The 22,936-nt window shown below is 40.3% G+C and carries 22 protein-coding genes; 12 read left to right on the top strand and 10 right to left on the bottom strand.

The window, feature by feature from the left end:
* Positions 1–51: 51 nt before the first annotated feature.
* Together RMX69_RS23000 and RMX69_RS22995 are read right to left on the bottom strand one after the other, a co-directional pair.
* Positions 52–264, bottom strand: a complete 213-nt coding sequence (locus RMX69_RS23000) for a chlorophyll a/b-binding protein (RefSeq protein ID WP_289798611.1) — start codon at positions 262–264, stop codon at positions 52–54.
* Positions 265–794: 530 nt separating this feature from the next.
* On the bottom strand, positions 795–956 hold the full coding sequence (locus RMX69_RS22995; RefSeq protein ID WP_322638815.1) for a hypothetical protein: 162 nt from the start codon (positions 954–956) through the stop codon (positions 795–797).
* 83 nt (positions 957–1,039) lie between these two features.
* On the opposite strand from RMX69_RS22995, the gene RMX69_RS22990 reads away from it, so the two are divergent.
* Together RMX69_RS22990 and RMX69_RS22985 are read left to right on the top strand one after the other, a co-directional pair.
* Positions 1,040–2,002 carry an orange carotenoid protein N-terminal domain-containing protein gene (locus RMX69_RS22990; protein ID WP_289798613.1) on the top strand — a complete coding sequence of 321 codons (963 nt, stop codon included), beginning with the start codon at positions 1,040–1,042 and terminating at the stop codon, positions 2,000–2,002.
* 351 nt (positions 2,003–2,353) lie between these two features.
* Entirely contained in the window at positions 2,354–3,046 is a 693-nt protein-coding gene (locus tag RMX69_RS22985) for a hypothetical protein (protein ID WP_289798614.1), read from the top strand.
* A gap of 417 nt (positions 3,047–3,463) precedes the next feature.
* On the opposite strand, the gene RMX69_RS22980 is transcribed toward RMX69_RS22985, so the two are convergent.
* The 3 genes from RMX69_RS22980 to RMX69_RS22970 form a co-directional block, all read right to left on the bottom strand.
* Entirely contained in the window at positions 3,464–3,919 is a 456-nt protein-coding gene (locus RMX69_RS22980; RefSeq protein ID WP_322638814.1) for a nuclear transport factor 2 family protein, read from the bottom strand.
* A gap of 137 nt (positions 3,920–4,056) precedes the next feature.
* Positions 4,057–6,270 carry a Piwi domain-containing protein gene (locus tag RMX69_RS22975; protein ID WP_322638813.1) on the bottom strand — a complete coding sequence of 738 codons (2,214 nt, stop codon included), beginning with the start codon at positions 6,268–6,270 and terminating at the stop codon, positions 4,057–4,059.
* A complete protein-coding gene (locus tag RMX69_RS22970; RefSeq protein WP_322638812.1) occupies positions 6,267–6,866 on the bottom strand; it encodes a PD-(D/E)XK nuclease family protein in 600 nt (199 codons plus the stop codon). Before RMX69_RS22970 ends, RMX69_RS22975 begins: the two co-directional genes overlap by 4 nt.
* A 138-nt stretch (positions 6,867–7,004) precedes the next feature.
* On the opposite strand from RMX69_RS22970, the gene RMX69_RS22965 reads away from it, so the two are divergent.
* Both RMX69_RS22965 and RMX69_RS22960 read left to right on the top strand, forming a co-directional pair.
* Positions 7,005–7,661, top strand: coding sequence for an ImmA/IrrE family metallo-endopeptidase (locus RMX69_RS22965; RefSeq protein WP_289798619.1), 657 nt, complete (start codon positions 7,005–7,007; stop codon positions 7,659–7,661).
* Positions 7,662–7,773: 112 nt separating this feature from the next.
* Complete coding sequence (locus tag RMX69_RS22960) at positions 7,774–8,361, top strand: Uma2 family endonuclease (RefSeq protein WP_322638811.1); 588 nt, start codon at positions 7,774–7,776, stop codon at positions 8,359–8,361.
* Between the two features lie 2 nt (positions 8,362–8,363).
* On the opposite strand, the gene RMX69_RS22955 is transcribed toward RMX69_RS22960, so the two are convergent.
* From RMX69_RS22955 to RMX69_RS22945, 3 genes are all read right to left on the bottom strand, one after another.
* A complete protein-coding gene (locus RMX69_RS22955; RefSeq protein ID WP_322638810.1) occupies positions 8,364–10,298 on the bottom strand; it encodes a hypothetical protein in 1,935 nt (644 codons plus the stop codon).
* Positions 10,299–10,773: 475 nt separating this feature from the next.
* A complete protein-coding gene (locus RMX69_RS22950) occupies positions 10,774–11,178 on the bottom strand; it encodes an ExbD/TolR family protein (protein ID WP_289798622.1) in 405 nt (134 codons plus the stop codon).
* Positions 11,162–11,815, bottom strand: coding sequence for a MotA/TolQ/ExbB proton channel family protein (locus RMX69_RS22945; protein ID WP_289798623.1), 654 nt, complete (start codon positions 11,813–11,815; stop codon positions 11,162–11,164). Before RMX69_RS22945 ends, RMX69_RS22950 begins: the two co-directional genes overlap by 17 nt.
* A 341-nt stretch (positions 11,816–12,156) precedes the next feature.
* Between RMX69_RS22945 and RMX69_RS22940 the strand changes: the two genes are divergently transcribed.
* Complete coding sequence (locus tag RMX69_RS22940; RefSeq protein WP_322638809.1) at positions 12,157–13,629, top strand: TonB family protein; 1,473 nt, start codon at positions 12,157–12,159, stop codon at positions 13,627–13,629.
* 190 nt (positions 13,630–13,819) lie between these two features.
* Here the strand turns inward: RMX69_RS22940 and RMX69_RS22935 are convergent, their stop codons facing one another.
* Positions 13,820–13,978, bottom strand: coding sequence for a hypothetical protein (locus RMX69_RS22935; RefSeq protein ID WP_322638808.1), 159 nt, complete (start codon positions 13,976–13,978; stop codon positions 13,820–13,822).
* A gap of 252 nt (positions 13,979–14,230) precedes the next feature.
* On the opposite strand from RMX69_RS22935, the gene RMX69_RS22930 reads away from it, so the two are divergent.
* Complete coding sequence (locus RMX69_RS22930) at positions 14,231–14,476, top strand: hypothetical protein (protein ID WP_099099597.1); 246 nt, start codon at positions 14,231–14,233, stop codon at positions 14,474–14,476.
* Positions 14,477–14,486: 10 nt separating this feature from the next.
* Positions 14,487–15,527 (top strand): hypothetical protein, encoded by a 1,041-nt coding sequence (locus tag RMX69_RS22925; protein ID WP_322638807.1) that lies wholly within the window; start codon positions 14,487–14,489, stop codon positions 15,525–15,527.
* A gap of 117 nt (positions 15,528–15,644) precedes the next feature.
* On the opposite strand, the gene ilvA is transcribed toward RMX69_RS22925, so the two are convergent.
* Complete coding sequence (gene ilvA / locus RMX69_RS22920) at positions 15,645–17,156, bottom strand: threonine ammonia-lyase, biosynthetic (RefSeq protein WP_322638806.1); 1,512 nt, start codon at positions 17,154–17,156, stop codon at positions 15,645–15,647.
* Positions 17,157–17,560: 404 nt separating this feature from the next.
* On the opposite strand from ilvA, the gene RMX69_RS22915 reads away from it, so the two are divergent.
* From RMX69_RS22915 to RMX69_RS22895, 5 genes are all read left to right on the top strand, one after another.
* Positions 17,561–17,872 carry an RNA recognition motif domain-containing protein gene (locus tag RMX69_RS22915; protein WP_289798627.1) on the top strand — a complete coding sequence of 104 codons (312 nt, stop codon included), beginning with the start codon at positions 17,561–17,563 and terminating at the stop codon, positions 17,870–17,872.
* Between the two features lie 360 nt (positions 17,873–18,232).
* The gene (locus tag RMX69_RS22910) at positions 18,233–18,757 is read left to right on the top strand and encodes a hypothetical protein (protein ID WP_322638805.1); all 525 of its coding nucleotides are present in this window, start codon (positions 18,233–18,235) and stop codon (positions 18,755–18,757) included.
* A gap of 89 nt (positions 18,758–18,846) precedes the next feature.
* Positions 18,847–19,854, top strand: coding sequence for an aldo/keto reductase (locus RMX69_RS22905; protein ID WP_322638804.1), 1,008 nt, complete (start codon positions 18,847–18,849; stop codon positions 19,852–19,854).
* A gap of 130 nt (positions 19,855–19,984) precedes the next feature.
* Entirely contained in the window at positions 19,985–20,845 is an 861-nt protein-coding gene (locus tag RMX69_RS22900; RefSeq protein ID WP_289798630.1) for an alpha/beta fold hydrolase, read from the top strand.
* A 599-nt stretch (positions 20,846–21,444) separates the two neighbouring features.
* The gene (locus tag RMX69_RS22895) at positions 21,445–22,890 is read left to right on the top strand and encodes an MFS transporter (RefSeq protein ID WP_322638803.1); all 1,446 of its coding nucleotides are present in this window, start codon (positions 21,445–21,447) and stop codon (positions 22,888–22,890) included.
* The last annotated feature ends 46 nt before the right edge of the window (positions 22,891–22,936 follow it).

The following is a 22,936-nucleotide window of genomic DNA, read 5'->3' as shown; positions in this document are numbered from 1 at the left end:
ATTGCTTTATTCGTCAAGTGAAGAAAATTAAGAAATCTCAAAGTGTCTTCTTTAAAGGCTGGTTAGCCATCCAATCAAACCGTGTCCGGTCATGACTTCTACAACTATGAGTGAAACAAAAGCAAGCATTGCCAAACGCCCATTGAGTTTTTCGGCATATTTGGTGAATCCTATCTGTGGGGTTTCATCAACATAAACTTTGGGTTCAATCGCAAATCTATTGATTTGACTGCGTTCGTTAATGGTAAAGCCTTTACTTGCCATTTTTGACTCTTTGTTTTGCTCTCTGTAAATAAATATTAACTATTGTAAATATTTTATGCAACTACTTGACATAGAAATAAAAGTAGTGAGAACCGTACTCAGTGAGTAGGGTATTTCGGATTTGTGCGAGAACTAGGCAATGTCTAGAAGTCGGCTCAATACAGTTCGGTTCAGGCAAGAGACGCGATGAATCGCCGTCAAGACGAAAGACTGATTATTGTAGAGTAGAGACGGCAATTTATCGCGTCTTTAGCGATCTGGAATTTTCATCAAAAAATTTTAACCGAACCATATTGACAGTAGGCTGTGACGCTTGTGATGTTTGATAGCGAATAGGTTCAGCTAAGGATTATGGAAATTTGATGCACACAAAAGTACCAATTGCATTAAATTAAACATCAGAAAAAATTATTATTTATATAATCAGAAGCTATCAATGTATAACTGAGAAGGTATTGCTAATTTGTAACGAACTTGTTATGTTTCTTTACATAAAGATATAAAAGCAACATCAATGCGTTAAACCACCGTTAATCAAGGCTTTCTAAATAACCATGCAGTTGAGGCTGCAATGTGCTTTGCCAAGTATCTAAACTCAACGGCAACAGCATCACTATGCCTTTATTAAAGCTATCGATGTCTACAACAGACTTTCTAGTGATGCCAAAACTACTGAGTGCCTTTATTAACAATTGAACGCATTTCTCCTCTGTCTTTGCACATTTAATTTTTCACATTTCGGTAGAACTGTAATTTTCTTTTTGGAATTTCTGCTATGTCTTTTACCATCCAGTCGGCTCAAAGTATTTTTCCCGGCACTCTAGTTGCTGACGTTGTTCCAACCGTCGTCGAATCATTCTCTAAGCTCAATGCTGAAGACCAACTAGCATTACTTTGGTTTGCTTATACAGAGATGGGTAGAAGTATTACAGTTGCGGCTCCTGGGGCAGCCAACATGATCCTTGCACAAGGCTTACTCGAACAAATTAAGCAGATGCCTTTTGAGGCTCAAACGCAAGTCATGTATGATTTGGCTAACCGTGCTGATACTCCTCTGTGCCGTTCTTATGCATCCTTCACCGTGAATATCAAGTTGGGCTTTTGGTATCAGTTAGGAGAATGGATGGCTCAGGGAATCGTTGCTCCAATCCCACCAGGTTACAAGCTTTCTTCTAAAGCTGCCGATGTGTTACAAGCCATCCGCAATGCAGATTCAGGTCAACAAATTACCATCCTACGCAATACCGTAATTAGCATGGGATTCGATCCGAATGCTCCTGGTAGTTACAAAAAAGTCTCAGAGCCAGTCGCTCCTCCCACTGCACCAGCATTTCGGACTAAAGTCACCATTGAGGGTATCAACAATCCTACGGTACTTGGCTATATCAACAACATGAATGCCAATGACTTTGATGCTGCGGTTTCTCTGTTTCGTTCCGAAGGTGCTTTGCAACCTCCCTTTGAAAGACCAATTGTTGGTCAAGACGCAATTCGCGCTTATATGCGTGAAGAATGCCAGGGATTGAAGATGCTCCCAGAGCGCGGCGTATCTGAGCCTGTGGAAGATGGCTATACCCAAGTTAAAGTTACAGGCAAAGTCCAAACCCCTTGGTTCGGAGCCAGCGTGGGCATGAATATTGCATGGCGCTTTTTGATAGATCCCCAAGGCAAAATCTTCTTTGTAGCGATTGACTTGTTGGCTTCTCCTAAAGAACTGCTGAACCTAGTACGTAAATAGAGGGCTAGATTAGTTGCTGCTTAAGCGTGGATGAGGCTTAGCCCGTCGTAGACATCGCCACGCTTAAGCAAAAGAAACTGATAGCAGCTTCTTTAGTATCTTAATGTTGCGATCGCTATTGAAAAAAACCGATTCATCAGCGATTTTTGAAAAAATTGTTAAATAGTTTTAAGGTGGATGCGGAGTTTTCTAACGTTGCAAAATATACTAATTTTCAACAAGTATACTGACTTCTAGAACCTTTCTTGCTTAAAAGTATCTCAACTATTTTTTACTTGTTTATATTTAAATAACAATATATCTTTGGATAGAGTAATAATTTATTCATCTACCAAGAGTAATAGATTATCAATGACTTTTTTCAATTCCTCTGAGCCACTCCTGCGTGACAAACAGCAAGAGCTAGATTTTCAAGATATTCAAGGTTTAGTCTGTCTCAACTACCAAATTGGAAATTTCATCCTCTTTTCAAAGTTTTATACTCGCGTCGACCAAGCATTTATTCTCTGGGGACTAATTTCATCTGGAATTTTCGTAACTGCTCAGTTTCTACCCATTAGCTGGAGTAGCCAAGCTATTTTGTGGTCAGTGCTTACCTTATTGGGTGCAGTTGGCATGGTAAGTTTAACTTGGTTTTGGGCAACTGTAGAACAGCTACGCTGGGTTGTTTATAGCTGGGCGATTTTAATCTTAATGGGTTTAATCTTGACCGATCTAAGTATTTTTTTGGGGTGGGGAGAGGTGTTGATCCGTTTGTGTCCACTGTGGTTAGGATTAAGTGCCATCGGCTACCTTTGCACCGGGATAGGAATGCGTTCACGCACATTTATTCTGATGGGGTTTATTCATTTGCTGGGAATTTTAGTTTTACCATACTGCGGTGTCATGCAATTTCTCTCAACGGGGCTAATTATGACCGTGAGTTTACTGTTACTAGCAGAATTACAATGGGATATGCAATCTTCAAGTGATTACAACCAATTAACACCACAACAAAAGCAGTTTAACCAAGTACAGTCCCAACGGCGTCAAATGAGCGGCTAGAGTTAATAAAGAATTAAAATCTTACTTTAGATACGCCTGTCTAGCCAATATAGCTCTCTCTCTTGGCTAGTTAGTATTCCTACCCTAGAGAGAGGGTTTTTTAGACAAGGGTTAGTTATTGTAGTTAGTGATAAGAAACAGCACTGTATGGGTGTTATGCCGCTGTGATCCATTATCAGACATCGAAGGAGAGCGACCGCAGATGTTTGAACAGTGTAAATCAATCAAAACCTTGACGGTGTGGAGTTTTTGTCGCTTCCTCCACTTTATTATCACTGAAGGGAAGGTTAAATTCTTTATCAGAGCGGTCTAAGGTGTTAAACGTCTGGTGTTTTTTATGTTACAAGTTAGTTTTGATACTCCAATATCCTTGATTCAAAATAAATTAAGGATATTAGAGTTTCACATCTAATGTAACTATCTGTTAGTTGGCGTTTGTGTGTCAAAATATTCACGCCAACGACTAATTTGACTATCCCGAAAATCTACAATAATTACGTCATCAGCTTTATTACGATGACCTGTCGCTTTTTCTGTATCTTCGTAGTACCACTCTACTGCTGCCTGATTTGCTCCAATGATAATCCGTTGGATGTCTATTTTAACATCTGAATACTCTTGTTTAAAATTGGCAAGTCCTTCTCGAATTCTTTCTTGCCCCCGCCAGCATTGACCAGGTATGATTAGTTCTCCATCAACTGTAAACAATTGTGTAAGAGCATCGATATCTTGAGCAACCCATGCATCTTTAGCTTTTTCTATTAATATCTGGATATCTTGTTGGTTCATAGACTGACTGGCAAATAAAGGTGTGCTAAAAGTTAAGCTAACAAATATAGTTCCTAACACTAGCCATTGAGATAGCCAAAGCATCTAGATTTTTCTACCCTCTAAAGTATCAAGCTTATAGAGCATTAGTAAAATTTAACCAGAAGTTGTGTGGTGCGATCGCACCTGCGAAAAGTCAGGTTTTGATTGGATGCAGAATATCTGTAATGTTGATGTTAATTCTACAGCCAAAACTGGCGATCGCCTTCCATCTGGCTAGGACGAATACCTTGCAAACGTAGATAAGCCATGCGATCAGATCCATATAATGGCATAGGTAAGCGAGGTTCTTTTAAAGCTCCATGATGCAATAACGTAAGTTTTAGAGTAGTTTCTAAAACACTTTCTATTGAGATTTGGTGTCCTTTCTCATGAATTGTTAAACGTATAGGACGAGCCAAACCAACTTTATCAGGAACTTTAGTTGTTACCAGAATTGCTTCACGAGATGATAAACGAAGTCCTAAGCCTTGTGAAGGTGCTATGACAACTTTTTGTTTTAAGTTATACAGTCGAGGAATACCAGACTTTTTACATTCCACCAAAATAAACTTAGCTCCTATTGCCTTAGCTCTATCTACTAAATAATCAGCTTCATTCCCAACAAAGGAACCATCACGATAAATTAAGACTGTTTTGTTTGCTAATTCAGCAGCAGGTAGTAATCGCTCCAATAGTTTAGGTGGTATTTCTTCACCATCAATTAAATCATCTTCTAGTTGATAACGAACAAACTCCCCTTGTTTGCCATAGAGACGTATACTAGCACAGGCATTTCTTGTACCTGCTTGCTTTTTTTTGGAAATTCTAGAAACATCCAAGCCAATAAAATAATCAGCATCTTTTAAGTTTTCGGCTAGAACGAAAGGCAAATTACCTAACTTTGCTAGAATTCCAGGAATTACCTGATTCAAGATATACTGATAATTTCCAGGCTTATTCAAAGTATCTTCATAAATCATTTGGCTAGCAATTTGACGGCGGAGTAATAAAGAGTATATTTGATGGTAAAAACTTCCCTCATTTGTATCATCATCAAGACGATCGCTTTGAGGTAAAAAAGTTACAATAATGTCGTGTGGTATCTCAATTAATTCATTAACTTTCTTCTCAACTTCTGCTCTTGCCTCAGTCTTAGTCAGGTTATCCAGTGACAAAGGTTGCTTAGTAATAACTTCACTTTTAAATCCATATAGTTCCAGACGCTGCTTAAGTAATTTCAGGAACGGATCTACTTTTAAATCACAAAGCTTGAGTGCTGCAATGTGAATCACTTTGGATTTATCTTTAAAATCAGGGTGTCGGCGATAAACTCCACCTTTTTTAAGACCATTTAGAACATCACTTCTTTTGGTTATAAAGTTATTACCAAAAAGTAGAGGAGTTTCCTCTATAGGAAATTCAGGTTTCCAGAATAAATTTGGATGTTGAATACTATTGATACTACGTTCTAGTTGAATTCCATAAGTAATTAAAGCGTCTGTTGCTATTTTTTTATAAGATGCCAAAAGACTTGTTCTGTCTTGATGCGAAATTTTAGTAGCCTTAAGTAGCTTTCCGTATTCAACTTCAAATTGATCGGCTGTGGCAGATGTAATACTGGGACGTAAAGCTGCCATAGCATAGTGAAACTGTTTTGTATCTTTACCGAACTGTACAGCAACAACAGGTTGATCTTTTGGGGCATCTCGTAGTGCTTGTTTACTGGTTGAGCCAGTAGCTTTTGCTAAGAGTTCATCTCTATGCTCTTCGATAGTTCCAATAATACCGACAATTGTTGCGTTACTACCTCGTTCAATTTCTTGAACTTTTAAACCAATTAAAAGCTGTTCTGAATTTTGTCGTTGAGGATGTTTTTCGTAGAAATCAGCCAAATTATCACGAAACACAATGCTACTGCACACTGTCAAACTAAGAGCAGGTTGAAACTCACCTTGTAATTCGATAATTTCTGACCAAAAATCTGGTTCTCTTTTGACCATAACTCCATTATCAGACAGAACAATTGGAGAATTAAATTTGGTTTTATTCAAAACTTGAATAGCTAACATAGAATAAATAAAAGATGTAGGCTGAGGCTGACGTACTGATTGAAAACCGAATAAGCGTTCCTTAAAATCTTCTACTTCATTTTGAATGCTTTTCAGTGCATCTTGTAATTCTTCTTTGCTAGGTAAATCTTTATGAGATCCTGCCAAAATCCAAAAGTAAGGCTTGTACCATATAACAACAGTCTCAGGTAATTTTCGACTAAAATGATAGCTCAATCGGTTGCCATCTTTTTTGTCAATTTCAGGTGTTAGCCGAAAACACATTAACTTAAGCTGTAAAATTTTGATTGGAAAAACTTCACTAAAAGAGGTATAAGTTTGGGTAGGTGCAATAGCAACAGTCATGCAGAAACCTCCAATAAATGGAATTTACAAATTGACGTGAATTGACAATTTCGACAGGGTATTCCAGGATTAGCAGGAAATATTTCAGCAAATGCAGATGGATTTTGCTTGTAACGGCCCAATTCTTTTTGATGTTCTTGAGCTATTTGAGCTAATTTAGATTGAATTGCCTTGAGTTGAGCATCAGTGGCGGTAATTGGCTCAGACCATTTACTAGTTTCCAAGTTATAAAATGAAGCAACAGCTTTTTGTCCAGGGAACATATAAGTAGCTGCCAGCAGGTAGACAAACGCTTGTCGCCTATCAAAATTAGATGTGCCTGTTTTGAAATCTAAAATGTGCAGTCTCTTGTCTGATTCAATAAAAATGCAGTCAAGAGCTACAAACAAGTTAAAAAAATAATTACCTTGCTGAATCAGAATTGGCTCTGGAATTCCTTCATCACCTCGACTAAGCTTGATGATTTTTTTTTCACAGAGAATTGGTTCCTGATAGTAGTTGGTCAAAATTTTAATAACTCGCTGCTTAACTTCTATAGGCTCTTGGTCTAATCTCAGCTTCTCTGCTACTATCTCTACACCATCTAATTGGTGCAATAGTTGAATATTTTGGTGAAATTCGTAAATGCCCTTCTAGGGAATGCCTGCTTTGTTCCGTCGAATGCAGGAAAATCCTGATTTTGCTAAAAGAGTCTTTCGAGAAGCTACACAACCAGAAAATGAGGAGAAGCAAGGTTGAGTATCATCAAGCGGTATCGCTATATTCCTGATAGCGAAATTGAGGCCAGGGCTAATAATATTCTCAAGCGTATGCAGGAAACACCCAAATATATTCCTAAGTGGCCTTTAGATGCAACTCGTGTGGCAGAGTTTTTAGGGTTGGATGTTGTTTGGGATAGGATACCGCCTGATGCTGAAGGACAAATAGCAGCAAGGATTCTGCCATTAGAGCATCTGATCGAAATCAATGAAGATATTTTAGAACTTCCCAAAGGGTTTGAAGAATCAACGCTAGCTCATGAACTGGGACACTGGGAACTACATATTGACCAAAAAACGGCTGGCCAGTTTGAAGAACTGATAAAGCAGGGTGGTAAAGCTGAAATAGATATGCAGCCTTTTTTGTGCCGTGCTGTTAGTGGTCAACTGCAAAAGATGGAATGGCAAGCTCAACGTTTCGCTAGTTATTTGCTAATGCCTCGTTATATTTTAGAACAGATGGCAGCAGAACATGATTTAACAAAATGGTCTCACCTTTACGCAATGCAAAAGGATTTGGGCGTAACAATAACTAATCTTAAAGTTCGTTTAAGACAACTAAATTGGATTATTCTTCCTCCAGGTGACAAGACAATTTACTTGGGTAAAGCTGCGCCTATTCGGAAAAAATAAAGATTTAAATAAAATGCGATCGCCATTATCTCATCATGCGATGTCTACGACGGGCTACGCCTACGCACTCCACACAGCACTACACTAGAAAGTAAGATGCTCAGAATAGCCTATGAACGCCACGACAACCAGTTTGCCTTCTACACTCAAATTGAAAATTGACTTGACTGATGAGCAATTTTTCCAGATGTGTCAGAAAAACCGCGATTATCGATTTGAGCGCACAGCATCAGGGGAATTATTAATTATGCCACCTACAGCTAGTGAGACTGGCAACCGTAACTTTGATATGGTTGTTGAATTAGGAATCTGGAATAAACAGACTAAATTAGGCAAAGGTTTTGACTCTTCAACTGGTTTCACCCTACCTAATGGCGCAGAACGTTCTCCTGATGTTTCTTGGGTGAAAATTGAGCGTTGGAATGCTTTAACCCCAGAACAACAAGAAAAATTTGCCCCAATTTGTCCTGATTTTGTAGTAGAGTTGCGTTATCGTACTGATTCCTTGAAAGAATTGCAAGAGAAAATGCAGGAGTATATCGAAAATGGTACTCAATTAGGCTGGTTAATTGATCGGAAAAACAAGCGAGTAGAAATTTATCGTCCAGGTAAAGATGTAGAAATATTAGACAATCCTGCTAGTTTATCTGGAGAAAATATACTTTCTGGATTTGTGTTGGATTTACAGCAAATTATGTAGTTTTATTGATTAGGATACATATAGCGCATTTCAAAACGACTTTGTTCCCAAAGTGGGATTAAAGCTTGTTTGGCAGCATTTAACTGAGCTTGTGAAAAAGATATTCGACCATTTTCTATAATCCAAATAAATATCCGAGTGATTAAATCTGCCTTGAAACTATTCTCGTATTCACTATTATTGATTCTTACTACTTGCCGATCTAAGCAATCTATAGCATATTTAAAAGTCAAGTTTTTCCAGTCTGTGGAATTACTATTATTTTCTTCTGCCAGATTTTTCCACCCAACTCTTTGCAAATTTCCGACAATATAGTCTATGCCTTTTATGGAAGAATCTGTGTTACGCACTAAATTTGTATAGGCTTGGTAATATGGCTTCAATTGCGAAGCTGCAATATTTTCCACATAGATATGTAGCCAAGATTGGATGTCGCGAAGATAAGGTACTAAATCTCTGATGTTATCAATTTCTTTTATTGGCGCACGTTCACTTCTGTAATTTATTATTTTTGCTAGCAATTCAGCTTCAGATAATTGAGATTTGTTTGAATAGTATTTAATCACCTTGGGAATATATTTATCTAATAACCATTGTTTGGTATATTTAGCTGTCCAAGTTCCTCGTACTCCAATATCTTGCTGCCACAAGCTAAATTTATCTGTTTTAATAGATCGTAAATTAATATCATTTAGCTCATAGATTATGTTAACTTGATTACTAGGCAATAAAGATAAATCTCTATCAAATTTTGGAAAGAAAAATGCATGATCGCGAATTCCTCTGCTTACTCGAATTGATAGATTTTTCCTATGAAATAGATGCCATTCTGATTTACCTTTCTTATAATCAAATTCCTTAGCAAACTGTTGCATTAACTTCCACAATTCTTGTCTAACAGAAAAGAGGATAAAACCACGAGCTTCTGAGAACTTTATAAATTTAAAATCCCATGTTTCTAGAGCATTCTCGAATTTAATTATTAAATTTTGATATTCTTGGCAAACTTCATCAACACATAAACATAAGTCTGTTGTTTCTTTTTTTGATAAAATAACTGTTATTTGACCCAAATTTACTGTAAAATTATCTTTATCTAGTTTTTTCAAAAAACGACGACAACCCCAATCTGGTTTAGTATGTAATCCAGTCATTAATTGACCTAAAATATCTTGATTATTTAAGTGAATTTTTAAACCTTTAAAAAGAATACTACTGAATTCTATTTGACAATTACCTTCACCAAAAGCTTGGGGTAAATTACAGGCGATCGCTACTTTTGGTTTAACAACAACTAAGTGGCAGCCTTCTCGCGTTGTAGAAGGCTCAAAATCACATTTTTCTAAACAATCCTGTAAATCTGGATGGCATATAATTAATTTTTCTATTAAGTTATATTTAGTATATGTTAAAATACTGGCTGTATTTTTATCGATGTTTTTAACTAAATCAAAATTGAGTTTATTATAAAAGTTTGAGGCGACATCGTTATTTTTTAAGGTATCTATATTTATATCAAATACTAATTCTTCTCTATTAGAATGTAGACGCTGAAAAACCTTGATTTCATATCCATTAGTGACAATAAAAAATAGTGTTTTAAAATGATTACTATAAAATCTAGCTTGATCAATAGCCTCATTTAACTTGATTTTTTGCGGTTCTATCGCTTTTACAAAAATAAGTGATGTATCTGTATTGTGTTTATTAACATCATCTGTTGCAAAATAAATCTGAGCAATTTCTGGATTCTTGGCGTAGGTTTCTGATTGATATGTTTTCAAAGAGTATTCACGATGACATATCTCTGGATAGCAGAGATAGTTAAACATGGGAAAAATCAACTTTTCTTTTACATCATCTTCATTTTGTAAAACACGATGGTCAAAACCTTGTATCCATGTAATGAATTTTTTAATTGACTCTGGAATAGTCATCAGATAATCTACCTGCTTGTATAAATTTGCTATGCCTTATTTTGTTCGTGTAATTAGCAATTTATCAAGTCAGTTTGGATTATGTCGTGATTGTAGATACTAGAATGGAAGCATTCGGCTGAAACTTAACCTTGGCAAAACCTACACCATTGAAGAAGTCAGAATTCAGAAGTCAGGAGTCAGAATGAAGACGCTCGTTCTGGCTCCTGACTTCTGTTTTGATAAAAGTTACTGCCTTAACCCCCTAACCCTTCCCGAAGCGGGAAGGGGGAACAATTCAAAGCCTCTCTCCTTTTAGGAGAGAGGTCAAAATTGTACTTCACGCATGTCGAGAACCGTTATGGGCAAAATTAATTAATTGTGCATAACAAAGATAATAGATTGCTGAAGATATCTATTAGACAAGAATGAGTTAGGAGCCAGAATATAGAATTTTCCTGACTCTCTGAACTTCGTTATGCCCAATAATATCTATTTATTCTCTTTGGGTAGCGATCGCTAATTTAGCTCCCGGAACCTGACGTACCCGATCCATCACCGCCACCACCCGACCATAATCAACTTTTTCATCAGCATTAATAATCACTAATACTTCTGGGTTAGAACCAACTAAGGTTCGCACTTGCGCTGTCAAATCATCAACTGCAATTGGTTGACGGTTTAGGCTTACCTGTTCTTTTTCATCTACCGTAATGGTAATTTTAGTGGGAACTTGCTGTTGTTTTGCTGTGGCGGCCTTCGGTAAATTTACTGGCAAACCTTCAGAACGTGTTAAAAACAGAGTTGACATAATGAAAAATGTCAAAATTGCAAAAATCACGTCAATCATCGGCACGATGTTGATCTGTAGCGGAAGCTCTGGTTCATCTGGTAGACGCATAGGTTTTTTCTCCTCGTTCATAGCGACGGCGGTAAAGTAATTCTAGCTGTCCCCCATACTCCTGAATTAATGCAATTTGCCGTTGGTACAGTCCCCGGAAGGTATTGGCAAACATGAGTATGAATATAGCAACGATCAATCCTGATGCAGTTGATACCAGGGCTTCACTAATGCCAGCCGTAACACTTGCCGTTTTGCTACCTCCCACGTCACCAAGATTTAGGGAAGCAAAGGAAGCTATCAATCCTAATACCGTGCCGAGAAGTCCTAACAGTGGTGCCAGACTAATAATTGTCTCGAAAATGTTTTGGAAACGTTTGAGTACAGGTATCTCAGCTTGCGATTCACTTTCTAAGGCTAAACGGAATTCCTCTGGATTTGGCTCTTCTAATTCTAAAGCCGCTAGAAAAATCCGAGCCAGTGGCAAATCTGCGTTTTTCTGAAGTTTATCCATTGCACCGACAATATTATCGAGGCGGTAGAGATTCAAAACATCTCGCACTACCCGGTTTTGACGCTGATTAATCCGTACCCAAAACCTGATCCGCTCGAAAATCAGTGCCACACCCAATACTGAAAACGCCAACAGGGGCCACATGACCACACCGCCTGCTGCAAACAAATTTTGAATTCCCATGTAGTGCCTCTATAACGTCATCCACAATACAAAATCAGACTACCAGAATCTAGAGAAAAGCTGAAACTTATTCTCAATAAAATATAAAATACAATGAGAATTTTTTCAAATGAAACGTTCATGATTTTTATTTACTCGTTCATTTGTTTTACATAAATTAATTTAATTTGATTGTAATAAAAGTTAACTTTGTCCAAAAAACATGATATTGGTGGTTCAAAAAAATGTTGATGTTAGTCCGGGGTTCGTAAAGCTATCCCAAATAATTTGAATTGTTTACTTGATATTTGTAACCTTGCATTCTAAGATAGCTAAATTAGTGAGAATAGGTAGCAATAGCTATGAGCTTTTCCGGCACTACTGTCGAGCAACGTTCCAAAGAAGTTGAGGCTCTCAAGTCTTTTCTGACTTACAGTCTAATAGGTTCACTGGCGCTGCATATCGGCGTACTGTCTTCTGGTATAAGTAATTATTTAACGAGAGTACCCACAGGAGAAGAAGAACCTATAGAGGTCGCGATCGTGGATTCTCCGACTGCGGAACCAGAAAAACCAATTGCAGAGATTCCAGAAGAAATAAAAAAAGAACCAGAGATTGTTCAAAAACAGCCTATAGAAACTCCACCAGTAGAAAAATTTGAACAGATTACAGCAGTCCCTCAGAAGCCACAGCCGATAAGTACGCCCCCAAAAGCAATTCCGATTGAGCCAAAAGTTGCTGTGAAATCTGCACCTATTCCACGAGCGGTACCAGAAGTACCTGTGAAATCTGCATCATCCATTCCCCAATCAGCTCCGTCTGAAGATTCCAAAGCAAGTTCACCAGGTGGTGGTGGTGGCGGTGGCGGCGGATCTGGTGTTGGTTTAGGCTCAGGTAGTGGTATTGCTGTAGGTACAAGTAGCGGTACTGGTCCTGGTGGAGGAACTGGCACTGGCACTGGTGGTGGCATTGGCAGTGGAACTGGAACTGGCATCGGTAGTGGCACTGGCAGTGGCATCGGCAGTGGAATTGGTAGCGGCACTGGTAGTGGCATCGGTAGTGGCACTGGTAGTGGAATTGGTAGTGGAACAGGAAACCGTCCCACAGTAGCAACAGCGCCTACAACTCCAAAAATTAACAGTTCAGGTAATGGTAATGGTCGTGCAGCCTGCCGCGAATGTAATGCCAAATATCCAGAGGCAGCAAGACGGCGAGGAGTTGAAGGCAGAGTAGAAGTAGCTGTAGATACTGATGCACAAGGTAATGTTACGAATGTGCGGATTGCTCGCTCTAGTGGAAACCGCGACTTGGATGAAGAAACCAAGAGACAAGCACGTGACTGGAAATTAAAACCCGCAGAAGGTGGTAGACAAGGGGTATCGATCGCCACTGAATATGCCATCAAAGGTTCACGGCGATCGCGCCAAGTTCAAGAACGGCGAATACAAAGAGAAGCACAAGAGAGAGAGAGAACCCAGCAAACAACGGCCGCTAACTCCACAGAGGCAGCTCCAAGACGTAGGCGCAGAGAGTTGGCACCCCCATCAAGACCAGCAATATCTGGATTTAGTCGGCGACTGGAACCTCAAAGAGCAGAAAGTCCTGCTAGAAACTCATCATCTGAAGCTAGAACAACTCGTACTCAAGGAACTGCAAGAGAGTCCTTACGCCGCATCCGGCGCGAGCAAACGACTACCGATTCATCACAAAAGCCACAAGTAACCACAAATCGGCGGCGGCGAAGAGATAATACTACCCAGAATAAATTGCGGGACTCTTTGCGCCGTTTGCGCCAACAACCTCAATCACAACCTGCTGCTCCCAGTCAGCAGTAGTCTGTCAAGTTAAAATTGATGGATTAGTAATAAGTGCTTGAGCGCTTAACAAAGGACTAAAGTTCTGACTACGAACTTATTGACCTCGTGAAGTTGACTTGACATACTACTAGTAGAGGGATAAAGATTATTGGAATCATACTTTGATTAACAACGATCGCCGCCTCCTGTTTTAGGAGGCGGTTGTTCTTTAGATAGAAATGGCTCCATTAAGCATTACCCACTTAGCATGAGGAAGAGGGGCTAGGAGTGCGGTAATTTTATGATGGGCTATTAGAGACACTGGCGATCGCTTGATTTGCCAATCAATAGTAGTGGAAGTAAATAATCCTGCACTTTCTCCTACCAACTTTTATCAGCGGGGCAATGTAAATCGCCTGCGCCTAAAGAATGGTAGTAGTGTTTGCTCATCACCAATTATATGCTGAGAGATATAGTCAACGGCTAACTCTCAAATTGCTCATCTGCACTTTATGTCTAGATGTCAAATTCACTGATTTGAATAAAACTTCTACATAAACACACACTGATGCGGTTTGATTTGCTTGAATAGCTATATTGATAGGACATTGATAACGTCGGCAATTCACAATTCCTAATTATGGCAAGTAAATTCATTGATGTTAGGGAATATACTGTCAGGGCGCACAAAAGACAGATTCATACTCGTGTTTTCCAGTTTGTCTGTAAAGAGTGTAACGATCTGACAAAACGTGAGACTTTCGGACCTCGACCTTTATATTGTGAGAGATGTCGCCCTCCCCAACCGCCTAAGAAATCCCAGCCAGCATCTCACAAGGCAAAACCCAGAGCAATGTCTTATAAAAGTGACATCGATTTAAATTGATTAAAGCCCTATGACTCAAAACGGACAATTAGAACCGCCTCCGGGCACTTTTCTCTCACCATTGTTGGAATTACGAGACTATTATGCTCGCCTTACAGAAGAGTATGAACGCCTCTTTGTGCAGGCGCGATCGCAGCTGGATCATGTAGAAGCGTTGTTGTCTAACTGGTCTTTTTCTGATACCAACAAGCAGATATCAAGATTAACAGCGACTGATGAAACCTCAAATCTTTCTGGGGAAAGTTCTCTGCGGTTTTTATCACCCCTTGATGACATCGGCGAAATCAACTTGGTGGAATCTTTAGAGTCAGTACAAAAAGACTTAGAGCGAGTTGAGATAAATAATTCTTTTTCTGCTGCTGTTGATACAAAAGAGAGTCAACCTCAAACGACATCAACAGATCCAAAGATCGCCCTAGAGAACAACGATAGTTCAACGAAGGTAGTGGAAATCCCGATGCTACCTCAGTATCAGCACGCTATCTCGCGAATGGAAGCCATAAAACAGCTATTGCAAGAACAGATAGGTACTGTTTGTCATATCGATTTTATCGTGCGATCGCTTTATGGAGAGTTAGATTCCAATCTATTCAAAGTAGTCAAAGGTAGAGTGCAATCTTCCCTCACCCAAGGCAGAGAAAGGAATTACTGGGTAACTATTCCCGATGAGCCAGGTTGCTATACTCTGGATTTAAGTTTGGTAGCCCCAAATAATCGCAATGGTGCTTCTAGGAATATCAAGAACAAAAATAAGAAGCCTTTCGTTCCCCCGACAAAAACAGTACCGATGCTCAACGCCTTTGAGGGTCAATTTTTAATTGATGCCCTCACCTCTCTGTTAAAACAAAATCCAGGTAAAGTTTTCAGCGTGGCTGAAGTCATCGCCGGGATTTATGGAGAACTAGATTCTCAGCAAATTAGAGAGATCAAAAATAAGGTGCTGAATGAACTATCTAGAGGCTATCGCACAGGTAGATTCGCTAGGGTTCCTAATCAAATTGGCTTTTACACTTGGGACTCAAATCTGATATCGAAAGGGAGTTCTCGTTAAATTGAGCATTGGGAAAGGGAAAGGGAAAGGGGTAAGGGGAAAGATTAAATTTATTCCTTTTCCCTTTAACCTTTAACCTTTTCCCCTGCTTCCTCTGCCCCTCTGCCTCTTCCCCTACTATCCCAAAAACAGCTTGTATGCCGGATTCTTATTTTCATCCCAATAGCGATAGCCCAGGCGATCGAGAAAAGCTTGCCAATCTTCCATCTCGTGGGGGGGAACCTGGATACCGACAACGATTCGTCCGTAGTCTGCGCCATTGTTGCGGTAGTGAAAAAGACTAATATTCCAGTCGGGACTCATGGAAGTTACAAATTTCATCAATGCGCCGGGACGTTCGGGAAACTCAAAACGGTAGAGTAATTCATTGTGAGCCAGGGGAGAATGCCCACCCACCATGTGCCGCAGATGTAGTTTAGTGAGTTCGTCGTCCGTTAAATCAAGGGTTTCAAATCCTTGAGCTTCAAAGGTTTCTACCATCTTGACAGCATCGGCACGGTTTTGAATTTGCACGCCGACAAAAATATGGGCTGTTTTTTCATCGGCAATCCGATAATTAAACTCGGTCAGGTTACGGTTGCCAATACATTCACAAAACTGGCGAATACTTCCTCGTGCCTCTGGAATTGTGACTGCAAAGATTGCTTCGCGCCGTTCGCCAAACTCTGCTCGTTCTGCCACAAAGCGGAGGCGATCAAAATTCATGTTTGCACCACAGGCGACAGCAATTAAGGTTTGTCCCTCGATTTGTTCTCGTTCGGCGTAGGCTTTGGCTGCTGCGATCGCTAATGCACCGGCTGGTTCTAAAATGGATCGCGTATCCTCAAACACGTCTTTAATTGCAGCACAAGTATCGTCTGTATCCACCAAAATAATTTCATCTACATACTGCTGACATAAACGGAAGGTTTCTTCACCTACTTCCCGCACCGCTACGCCATCAGCAAATAACCCCACTTGAGACAAGCGCACTCGATGTCCGGCTTTGAGTGATTGAGACATGGCATCAGCATCTACTGGTTCAACACCAATAATCTTGATTTCGGGACGTAACCGTTTTACATAAGCCCCAATCCCAGAAATTAATCCGCCGCCTCCAATTGCGACAAAAATTGCATGGATGGGTTGCTGATGTTGCCGTAAAATTTCCATCCCGATTGTTCCCTGTCCAGCAATTACATGGGGATCGTCAAAAGGATGAATAAAAGTCAATCCTTTTTCTACTTCTAATTCACGGGCATAGCTATAAGCATCGTCGTAAGTGTTTCCATGTAACACCACTGCTCCGCCCCTCATTCTCACCGCATCCACCTTGACTTGGGGTGTGGTTACTGGCATGACGATAATCGCTTTGGTTCCCAAGCGATTGGCTGCTAGGGCGACTCCCTGAGCATGGTTCCCCGCAGACGCGGCAATTACACCCTGCGCCAATATATCTGGCGGCAGTTGCACCATCTTGTTATAAGCACCCCGCAGTTTAAAGGAAAATACTGACTGCATATCCTCACGTTTCAACAGGAGTTGATTATTCAACCGCGCAGACAAATTTGGAGCATACTCCAGTGGTGTTTCCTGGGCAACATCATATACACGGGCAGTCAGAATTTGGATGAGGTAGTCGCAAAACATGGGCGTCAAGGTGTTAGCAAATGCTGGATGGAAACTAATTTTACGTTACAAGCGATCGCACTGGTTTTATTGATTTATTCTCTCTCGAAATTTTGATTGAACAAAATCTAAAAATTACCAATTAATATTCTTTGAAGATAAATTAAGTTCAGTTCTGAAAATTTTTTGATCGCTGCAAATTTAATGCGATCGTTGGTAGGTTGATTTGAAACTAGTTTTGCCAACTATCTGAGTACTTAGATCGACAGATTAAGTATAGTGTTACTTACGAACATAACTTCTCCATTTATGTTAAAGTATGCGTGGAAGATGAAATTCGGCTGTACAGTTTGTTTTTATATATACTTGTATTACAGACCTCTCCGGATCTAAATCTCTACACCCTCTGATTCTGGAGACATTCTATGTCAATTTACGTCGGCAATCTATCTTATGAGGTTAAAGAAGATGACCTCCGGCAAGTCTTTGCAGAATATGGAACTGTAAAAAATGTTCAATTGCCTGTCGACCGAGAAACAGGTCGGATGAGAGGTTTCGGGTTTGTGGAATTGGAATCAGACGCACAAGAACAAGCGGCGATTGATGCCCTTGATAACGCTGAATGGATGGGTCGAAGCTTAAAAGTTAATAAAGCCAAGCCCAAAACAGATGGCGGTTCCTCTGGTGGTAGACGAGGAGGCTATGGTGGCGGTGGCGGTGGTGGTGGCCGCTATTAAGGTCTAAAACCAAAAATTTAACTCTCAGGTCTTAAGGGCAGACAAGGAGTCTGCCTTTTTTGCGTTTTGGGACTTGTATTTTGACTCAGCACTCAGCACTGGCTCAACCTTAGCTATCCGCTAACAGCACTCAGCACTTTCAAGTCAGAGAGCAGGTGGTCACTGAGCCTGTCCTGAGCGTAGCCGTTGGCGCAGCCTCTCGTAGAGAAGGGCGTAGTCGTAAAGCCTGCGGCATAGCTTCGCTTCGGGCGCAGCCTCTCGTAGAGAAGTGATGCAGGAGGTTTTAGGAAATAATTCTTATGAAGCCATGCGTTAGGGTAGCTTACCGCAGGTATCGTTTTTGTAATAGGTGTAGCAACCATGAATCCAGAAGCTAAACATATTGTTAACGAACTAAGGCATAAGTTCTACTCTAACTTTGCTACTGCGATGAGTATGCCGGTACTTATAACTGGTACATCTTATAGTAGTAATTCACCGATCGCATCTTGGATGGATCGTAGGCAGAGACTCAACTATATAAATGTATACGCTTATACAGCACCCGATGAATTTGTCCCATTCCGCCCATTTATTCTGCGACTGGCTATTAACAAGAGTGCTGGTAGAGTGACAGTGACCAGAAAAGGACAAGTCTGCCGAGGTCTGAATTTGTTGTGGGATTTCGAGTTAACTGTATTACCAAAAGAAATCTTAGACTTTCTTCCCTGGATAGTTAACTTAGTTGAGGCCCATGATAAAGGTTCGCCTTTGTTGCTAGAATCACCACCCCATTCATTTGAATTAAACGTGTCAGAGGTGGGGTTATTTAATAACGCTTGGACTGAAAAAGCTTGGCTTTTGGCAAATCCGACCATATTCCCTAATAGTAGTCTGTCAAGTTGAAATTATTCTAACTATCTCAAATTTTCACGAATGATTTCGGACTGCTATATATGCCTGATAATTAATAAGGCAATCTACAAATAGCAAAGATGCAGACTCTCCAAAAACTCTCACTTCCAAGCATGGGCTGTGGTACTTGGGCTTGGGGCAACCAACTGCTTTGGGGATATGACGAAAGTATGGATGAGCAGTTGCAAGCCGTATTTAACCTTTGCGTAAGCAATGGTGTAACTTTATTTGATACAGGCGATTCTTACGGAACGGGGAGATTGAATGGTCGGAGTGAGTTGCTTCTGGGACGATTCAACCGAGAATATGTAGGTTCAGCCAAAGAAAATATTTGTATTGCAACTAAGCTTGCTGCTTACCCCTGGAGATGGACGCGTCAATCAATGGTAAAGGCTTGCCAGTCATCTGCCCAACGCTTGGGAAGAAATGTCGATTTGGTACAAATGCATTGGTCAACAGCAAACTATGCGCCTTGGCAAGAGGAAGGACTTTTAGATGGTCTTGCCGATTTGTATGAACAAAGACTGGTCAAGGGCGTGGGATTATCCAATTATGGGCCGAAACGGCTGATGAGAGTGCAGAAAAAATTCGCCGAACGAGGCGTTCCGATTACAACTCTGCAAGTTCAATATTCTCTGTTGTCTACATATCCTGTCACTCAACTCAAGCTCAAAGACCTTTGTGATGAGTTAGACATTAAATTGATTGCCTACAGCCCTCTAGCTTTGGGACTACTGACAGGAAAATACTCTGAGCAAGGCCCTTTGCCTAAAGGCATTCGAGGTCTGTTATTTAAGCAAATATTATCAGGAATGCGTAGAGGCAAAGCGGCTTCTGCTGGTAAATCGCTTTTGGGATGTTTGCGAGAGGTAGCACAGTTCAGAAACAAAACTATGTCACAGGTAGCAATTAATTGGTGCATCTGTAAAGGAACTATTCCTATCCCTGGAGCAAAGAGCGTCGAACAAGCAAAGGAGAATCTTGGCGCGTTGGGTTGGCAATTAGACGCCGGTGAGATTGCAGAGTTAGATAAGGCGGCGGCAAATTCAGACAAAAAAATGGTACAAAATATCTTCCAAACTAAGTGAAATTTCAACGTTGCTGAATTTGAATATGAATCATTGCAAAATAATTACTAATTCATAATGGACTACGTCTTACTGCGCTAACCTCATTCATAATTAGGCGTAAATCACGTAATTTTATACAATCCCGAAAATGCGAGCGAAAATAAGAGATACAGAGATTTTCTTTGATGTGGAAGGTTCTGCATTAGTGGTGGATGGCGCGAGCATCTGCTCTAAACCTGTCGCCTTTCTAATTCACGGGGGGCCTGGTGCGGATCATACTTCCTTCAAACCAACCTTCTCGACTTTAAGCCAAAAACTTCAACTAGTCTATTTTGACCATCGCGGTCAAGGAAGGTCTGCACGTGGGCCTAAAGAAACCTATACTTTAGACAATAATGTTGAAGATATGGAAGCGTTGCGCCAACACCTTGGTCTGGACAAAATCGTTGTGATTGGTGGTTCTTACGGTGGTATGGTGGCTCTGACTTATGCAGTCCGCTATCCTCAGAATGTCTCTCATCTGATTGTGATTGCCACGGCAGCCCATAGTGGATTTTTAGAACGGGCTAAGGAAATCCTCGCATCGAAGGGAACTGAAGAACAAAAAACAAGCGCTCAACGACTTTGGGATGGAAATTTTGAAAATGAGGAACAGCTAAGACAGTATTTTCAAGTGTTGGGATCAATGTATTCGCTAAAATATAATCCCACCACCTCAGCCATTGCTTGGCAGCGAAATATTCTCTCAGTTGATGCGATTAATGTTGCTTTTGGCGGTTTCCTCCGCAACTACAATATTCTTGACCAGTTACACAAAATTACCGCACCTACTTTAGTGATTGCAGGTCGGCATGACTGGATTTGCGCCCCAGAATTTTCTGAGGAAATTGCTCAGGCAATTCCTAATGCAGATTTGAGAATTTTTGAGAATAGCAGTCATTTAATCCGCGCAGATGAGCCTGAAGCACTTTTGGATGCGATCGCGGGTTTCTTGGTTTACAAACGTTAGATCAATTCGTAATACCCTTACTCTGGATTTATCACAAAGCCTGAGAAAAAAGGAGTCAAAAACTGCCAAAATAACTATTAAATGATTAAGTCAAACCTTTATACAACTTGGAATATGAAGCGCGTTTCGTTTTTAATAAGAAATGCAGATACTAAGTATCATCAAGTTTATGAAGTATATTCTCAATAGGGCCTAAAACAATCTTATTAAGTCTTATTTATTGACAAATAGTTAAGCGTAGGCGTAGCCCGCACTTCTCTACGAGACGCTGCGCGAACGGCTGCGCCCTTCTCTACGAGAGGCTGCGCCAACGGCTACGCTCAGGACAGGCTCAGTGACCATCGTAGACATCGCTTGGAGTCTTGGAAACTAAACCAAACGAGAAATGCTGATTTTTTCGTTGGTTATTAACGTTGGTTGCGATCAAAAGTAATTTAGATACGTTTGCCCTGGTAAATCGGGTATATCAACTCTTGAAATGAAAAACACAATACCTGATGATCGTACAGACTATCCCTGCGGTTGATCAAAAGCCCAAAGTCAGTATAGTACATATGTATGATGCGTAAATCCTAATTATTTTCTTAAATACTAGATTTATGGATTCGTCTCAAATTGAAACAGGTGCATCTCTTTCTATAGAAATTGCTCAGATTGCTTCACCATCAACAACACTCTCTCCTACCTCAACATTCAGCCCTCGTATTTCTAAAGATGGTATTCGCAGGAGTTTGAGGGCTTCTACTGTCGATGGTGTTTTCGCAGCAGTTTTCTCTATTGGTACTGGCGGAATTTTGCTAGGTAATTTCTTGGTGGGGTTGGATGCCAGTCCAGTAGTATTTGGCATGGTGAGTTCTATCCCCATGTTGGTGAATCTCTTTCAGCCGATGGGTGCTTATTTGTCTGAACGCAGCACTAGCCGCTTTCAGTATTCCCTTCGCACTCATGGGATTGGTCGGCTACTATGGCTGATTTTAGTAATTGGCATTGTTAGCTTTAGTTGGGGAGGGCTGAATTCCAATCAATTAGTGATATTGTCGCTTTTGATTCTCGTATGCAGCCATTTGTTAGGAGGACTAGGAGCCGCATCTTGGTTGAGTTGGATAGCAATGTTAGTCCCACGGCAATTACGAGGTAGATATTTCGGGCTACGCAATAGCCTTGCTAAGTTAACCGAGTTGGTCGGTTTGCCAATAGCCGGTCTAGCTGTATCACATTGGTACGGGGGGCCTATCCAAGGTTATGGGGTGATTTTGCTCTTAGGCATTATCTTTGGAATTGTAAGCTTGGGGTGTCAGTATTTTCAGGTTGATATAAATCCTCAATTAAAAAATACTTATTATGCTAACTCATCTCAAACCAGTGAGATTCAGTCAGACTCCGCACCAAATGAACCTAGTGAGATATCTGAACCAATCTCTCTGCCGCAAATGCCAACTCCTCAAAACCAGATAGATAGCAGCATTTGGAAAAACTCTAATTTTTTCGTGTTTCTGCTTTATTTCGGCTCATGGACGTTTGCTGTTAATCTGAGTGCCCCGTTTTTTAATCTCTACTTGCTAGATACGCTGAACCTGGATGTGAGTTGGGTAACTTTCTACAATAGCCTGCGAGCAGGGGCACACATGCTAATGCTCATCGTGTGGGGTAGATTAGCAGATAAAATAGGCAATCGTCCAATTCTAATTTCTACTGGAATTCTAATTGCAGTCATACCTTGGCTGTGGCTGAAGATGGGTTCTAGCCCTATCGATCTCTGGCTATGGTTGCCGCTGTTACACATTTTTATTGGAGCTAATTGGGGAGGAGTTGACTTGTGTAACAACAATCTTCAGATAGAAATTGCACCAGTCAAAAATCAGTCTATCTATTTTGCAACAGCAGCAGCTGTCGCTGGAGCAAGTGGTGCTTTAGGAGCAACTATCGGTGGCTTCATCGCTCAATTTGCTGGGTCTTTTGGCATAGCAGAAGTATTTATTGTATCTGGTGTATTACGATTAGCTTCACTTGTGCCACTCATTTCTAAAAAAGATTTGGGTAGTTAGGATGAAATTTCTTTGTTACGGATATGAAAAAATAATTTTGTATTCA

Origin of the sequence: Nostoc sp. EspVER01 (assembly GCF_034530635.1) — a bacterium.
Lineage (GTDB): Bacteria > Cyanobacteriota > Cyanobacteriia > Cyanobacteriales > Nostocaceae > Nostoc.
Note: the sequence above shows the minus strand (reverse complement) of the source record. Positions and strands in the feature narration are given on the sequence as shown.